This window comes from Mycobacterium sp. (assembly GCF_032159565.1).
Taxonomy (GTDB): domain Bacteria; phylum Actinomycetota; class Actinomycetes; order Mycobacteriales; family Mycobacteriaceae; genus Mycobacterium.
The window spans coordinates 1-5,243 of sequence record NZ_JAVHWR010000067.1; the positions used below are offsets into that span (position 1 = coordinate 1).

The window sequence follows — 5,243 nt, forward strand, 5'->3', positions numbered from 1 at the left end:
CAGCGCGTCCACCGCGCGACTGGTCGATAGCTCAGCAGCCTTGGGCGAGGCCGAGTTGGTTCAGATCAAGGGTGCCGACGAGCCGGTGCCCGCCCATCGCCTGTTGGGCATCGGCGACCGGCATCGCAGCGTCGGGCGTGCTGAGTCGAATCTGGTGGGTCGGCGGTGGGAGATGTCGGCCGTCGAGGGGTTGTTGGACTGTGCGGTCGATGGCCGCGGCGCGGTGGTCGGCGTGGTGGGGCCTCCTGGTATTGGCAAGAGTCGTCTGGTGCGCGAGGTGGCGGCGATGGCGCGTCAACGGGGTGTGGAGGTGTTCATTACCTTCTGCGAGTCGCACGCCAGCCAGGTGCCCTTCCATGTCGTCGCGCGGCTGCTGCGCGCGGCCACCGGGGTTGAGGGTCTCGGCGTGCAGGCCGCCCGGAATCGATTGCGCGACCGGGTGAGTGATGCAGACCCGGAGGACTTGCTGCTACTTTATGACTTGCTGGGTATCGGCGATCCTGATGCTGTTCTGCCTCGGATCGACCCGGATGCTCGTCGGCGGCGGCTGACCGCGCTGGTCAATGCCGCCTCGTTGGCCCGGGAAACCCCGGCGCTCTACATCATCGAGGACGCGCACTGGATCGATGAGGTCAGCGAGTCGATGCTGGCCGATTTCTTCACCGTAATTCCGCAGACGCCGTCGCTGGTGCTGGTCACCTATCGTCCCGAATATCGCGGCCCATTGACCCAATTGCCTGGTGCGCAAACGGTAGCCCTTGCACCGCTGAGCGATTCAGAGACCGCGGCGCTGGTCTCGGAGCTGGTCGGTCCGGACCCCTCCGTTCGCAAGCTGGGTCAGACGATCGTCGATCGGGCTGCCGGTAATCCGTTTTTCGCCGAGGAGATGGTGCGCGAGCTGGCCGAGCGTGGTGTCCTGCGTGGGGAGCGTGGAGCTTACATCTCGACCGCAGAGGCTGCGGAGGTTAGTGTGCCTGCGACCCTGCACGCGACGATCGCTGCGCGCATCGACCGGCTGGACCCGAAAGCCAAACGCACATTGAGCGCGGCGGCGGTGGTCGGCTCGCGGTTTGGCCTGGACCAGCTGACTGTGCTGGGGACCGAACCGGTCGTGGGTGACTTGGTGGCGGCCCAGCTCATCGACCAGGTCAGGTTCACCCGCCACGCTGAGTATGTGTTCCACCATCCGCTGATTCGCGCGGTGGCCTACGAATCGCAGCTCAAGTCGGATCGCGCCGAGTTGCACCGGCGGCTTGCCGCCGCGATCGAAGCCCGCGAGCCGGACTCGGCCGACCAGAACGCTGCTCTGATCGCCGAGCACCTGGAGGCCGCCGGTGATCGGCACGCCGCCTTCGGCTGGCACATGCGCGCCGCAGCGTGGGCGACCAACCGTGACATCGCCGCGGCGCGACTGAGTTGGGAGCGTGCGGAAAAGATCGCCGACGCATTGCCCGCCGAGGACCCCGACCGGGCTGCCATGCGCATTGCGCCGCGCACCATGTTGTGCGGGATCGCCTACCGGGTCCATATGAACGTTGCCGGTGACCGCTTTGATGAATTGCGGCAGTTGTGCACCGCCGCCGGGGACAAGGCGTCGCTGGCCATCGCCATGGCGGGGCTGGTGATGGATCACGTGTATCAGGACCGGATGCGCGAGGCGTCGCAGCTGGCATCTGAAATCATGGCCCTCATCGAGTCGCTCGGCGATCCGACATTGACGGTGGGGCTGTCCATCGCGGCCATCTACGCCAAGATTGAAAGCGCCGAGTGGTGTGACGTGCTGGGGTGGTCACAGAGGGTAATCGACCTGGCCGACGGTGATCCGGCTAAAGGCAACATCATTTTCGGGTCTCCATTAGCGGTCGCCTTGACGAACCGGGGTATGGCCCGCTATGGCCTGGGTCGTCCCGGATGGCGAGACGACCTGCAGCACGGCTTGGCCATGGCCCGCAGCACCGACCCCTTGTCCTACGCCATGGTTGTCACCTACGTCTACTTCCCGGGGATACCGAATGGCGTGCTAACGCCCGATGATCTCGCCGTGCGCGAGATCGAGGATGTCCTACGGATTGCCGAACGATCCAGCGACGATCTCGCGTTGCCCCTCGCCCGGTTGACGCTGGGCGTTGCGCTGGTGCACCGACACACGGATGCGGAGCGTGACCGCGGACAGAAGCTACTAGCGGAGGTCAGCGAAGCGTTGCTACGCCGGGGACACAACCTGGGCGAGTTGCCGATCGTCAACGTCTACTCGGCACGTGAGAGGGCCAGGCGTGGGGATCGCGATGAGGCCGTACCGCTCATGCGCGCCGCTGTCGACCATCTGTTCCGCGAGGGACGGCTGCTGCTGTGGGGCGTTCCTGCGACGGGTGTTCTGGTGGAGACACTGCTCGATCGCGGCGCCGACGGTGACGTGGCCGAAGCCGACGCCGCGATCGAGCGTTTAGCGGCGGCACCCAGCGAGGAGGGTCTGGTTTTGCGCGACATCTGGCTATTGCGGCTGCGCGCCCTGCTGGCCAAGGCTCACGGCTACGAGGCAAGCTACTGCGACTATGGCGACCGCTACCGCGACATGGCGACAACGCTTGGCTTCGAGGGGCATACCGCGTGGGCCCAGGCGATGCCATGATGGAGGTCAGGCCGATGAGCTATCCCGGTGTCCTGAAATAGACCTCACATTTGCGCCACTCGTGAGCCACACCACCATGTCCCTAGTCGACGTCTCAGTTCAGCCACGGAACGCTGATGCAAAGCTGGGTCCTGCACCATTGCGCGTTCAATCGGCGCAGCATATTCGCACGCTCCGTCGCCAGCTGCGCAAACGGAATCCTGTCCACGCCCCACTCCTTACGGTGTCGACCGGTTGCCGCGTCGACGGCGTCCAGAGTTATCGTGACCAAGCATCGATCGGCTCGTCGTTTTCCAGGACCGAGATGACGTTGTAGCGGTCAAGATTCGCCTGAAAAACCAGGTGCGCAACAGATTCCCCTCCCATCGTGGATTTCTCCACGTGGTTACGCGATGGGCTACTCGGCTTCAAAGCCAGACGGCTCGAATTTGAGTGTCTGGGCGTTTTCGCTCCCAGCCGAGGCGTTCAGCGCTACCGGCCCGATTCCGATGCTGCTGGCGCCTGAATAGCCGGGGGCGGTTTTGGGCTGCGATCATGGCGGCATGGCCGCCGCCGGACTTCCCGAGCTCGACGTCGCCCGCGTGCAACGCTGGTGCGCCGAGCAGGTCCCAGAGCAAGCTCGTGGCGAGATTCGGATCGAATGCGACCTCACCCCAAGACATCTGACTATCTGCGAATGCCGACCGCCGTGGCGCGAGGATTTCGGCCCCGACTGGACCCGATTCCCGATCGCCCGCCTGCGCTACACCAAAACCACCGGACTATGGACGCTGTACTGGCGCGACCAGAACCTGAAATACCACCGCTACACACCTCTCGACCCCAGCCCCCAAGTCCAAGACCTGCTCGACTACCTCGACGACCGAGCCGACCCCATCTTCTGGGGATAACGACCGGCTAAGCTGATCCAACTGATGCGCTGACCGAAGCGCCGGGGTGGTGTGATCCTATGAACTTGTCGGAGCCGTTTTGCCGCTGGCCTTATACAGCGTCCGGTCCACGATTCGCGGGCCGCGATCACAGCGCCCAGCAGTGGGCGCTATGACGAGCCGCAGAATGCTCTACGAATCAAGGCCAAGTTTCCTATGGCGCAGGGTCCACTACAGCGGCACGGTGGAGCGCAATCTGAGTATTTGCTGACCCTTTCCTGTGCAGTCGAATGCTGCGTCCGTACCGGTTTTGCCAAACGGAATACTGGCTGTTTACTGCCTGCTAGCTTCCTATGCACGGTCGAGGGTGAGAACCAGTAAGGGAGGAAACTTCCCCATGCAATTATCTGTTATGGACGGCGTCAAAGTGTTTGCCACCGCAACGGCGATGACCGCGTTGGGATTCATCGCCGTCCCAGGCCCGACGGCGCGGGCTGACCCCATCTCCTGCACGCTAGACACGCCCGTTCTGACTATGGACCTTAGCGATGGCTCGGTGTACACCGTCGATTGGTCCGGCACCCATCCCACAGGGGGGACCAAATCCGTCTATGAAGGCGGAAAGGTCAAGTTCGGCGGCGCCACCGGCCCTGGAGTGGTACCTGCAAATCCCTATCCAAATATTGATTTCACTATCAACTGGGGTGATGTCACGAACCACATCACGGGCCAAATCGACCCAACGGCAGGGTTTGCGTATGGCCAAGCCGCGAAAGGCGGTAACACCGGTGGCTGGACCTGGAGCGCCCAGCATGAGCATTTCACCTGCGCCGCGAATCCCACCGGCGGCACACAGACGACGCCGATGGCAACGGTGTCGATAGCCACCGACGTCTACAACGCGCCAGACGGGAACGGCCAGCCGTACTCGAATGGAGGCCAGAACGTTGCCGCACAGCCAGGAAAGGTTCAGCTGGTTGGACCGGAACTCTGCAAGTCCAACGACTGGTGCCATATCGTTCCGCCGCAAGGGGCGGGCAACCCATCGTGGATTTACATCGGGCCTGGCGAGAACGGCGTTCGGTTCGGCACCTACCCGTAAGCGGTTATGGACGCCGAGTTCTGCTTCGGGTGCGTGATTCGGCGGGCGGTGTCCGAGCGTCGCACCAGCACGAGCCGCGACGCGGGCGGTTGGCCGTTCTTACACTTGTTCGCGCCAACGGCACCAAGTTCGGGCGGCCCAAGAAGGAGCCGATGCCGGTCACATCGCGACCGCAAAGCGGATGCGGGCGGACGGTCACACTGCGCGGGATGTAGCCAAATACCTCGGAGTGAGTCGGGCGACGCTGTACCGGTACCTCACCGATACAGCGGCGTAGACGATGGCGGGGAGGGGATCGATACCTCAGGCGTACATCATGATCTCGATCTGACGACGTCCTGGCCGTAGCCTGCATGCATGCCTGGCACCGTCCCCTTCGATGACCTACCCATTGCTGACCTGACGGTCGAGTCCGTCTATCCGGCGGTACGAAGGGGCATGCGGGTGACGAGAGACAACGGCCGCACCGCGAAGGCGCGATTGGTGCGCTACGCGGTAAAAGTGCCCTCTGAAGCCAACTCCGGGGCGTAGAGCGAAGACATCGACGCGTGACGAGAACCGTCCCAGTGATGCCCGTGATGGCCACCGCTGTAGGCACCCAGGACGAATCCGCTCCAGAAGATGACGGCGACGATGAAAACGA

5 protein-coding genes are annotated in these 5,243 nt (G+C 63.6%); all 5 read left to right on the plus strand.

The genetic code is table 11. From position 1 onward, the window contains the following. The coding region (locus QOC76_RS07885; protein ID WP_526355929.1) for an ATP-binding protein at positions 1 to 2,629 on the plus strand (2,629 nt) is incomplete at its 5' end. A 542-nt stretch (positions 2,630 to 3,171) separates the two neighbouring features. Continuing rightward, the gene (locus QOC76_RS07890) at positions 3,172 to 3,519 is read left to right on the plus strand and encodes a DUF3024 domain-containing protein (RefSeq protein ID WP_526355931.1); all 348 of its coding nucleotides are present in this window, start codon (positions 3,172 to 3,174) and stop codon (positions 3,517 to 3,519) included. A gap of 376 nt (positions 3,520 to 3,895) precedes the next feature. Next, positions 3,896 to 4,600: a hypothetical protein gene (locus QOC76_RS07895; protein ID WP_526355933.1), complete on the plus strand. Its 705-nt coding sequence runs from the start codon at positions 3,896 to 3,898 to the stop codon at positions 4,598 to 4,600. A 181-nt stretch (positions 4,601 to 4,781) separates the two neighbouring features. Next, complete coding sequence (locus QOC76_RS07900) at positions 4,782 to 4,877, plus strand: helix-turn-helix domain-containing protein (protein WP_526355935.1); 96 nt, start codon at positions 4,782 to 4,784, stop codon at positions 4,875 to 4,877. Between the two features lie 80 nt (positions 4,878 to 4,957). After that, a complete protein-coding gene (locus QOC76_RS07905; protein WP_526355937.1) occupies positions 4,958 to 5,131 on the plus strand; it encodes a hypothetical protein in 174 nt (57 codons plus the stop codon). The last annotated feature ends 112 nt before the right edge of the window (positions 5,132 to 5,243 follow it).

Coding starts and splice junctions, on each gene's coding strand:
- QOC76_RS07890 (WP_526355931.1), top strand. CDS start 3,172: ATGGCCGCCGCCGGACTTCCCGAGCTCGACGTCGCCCGCGTGCAACGC.
- QOC76_RS07895 (WP_526355933.1), top strand. CDS start 3,896: ATGCAATTATCTGTTATGGACGGCGTCAAAGTGTTTGCCACCGCAACG.
- QOC76_RS07900 (WP_526355935.1), top strand. CDS start 4,782: ATGCGGGCGGACGGTCACACTGCGCGGGATGTAGCCAAATACCTCGGA.
- QOC76_RS07905 (WP_526355937.1), top strand. CDS start 4,958: ATGCCTGGCACCGTCCCCTTCGATGACCTACCCATTGCTGACCTGACG.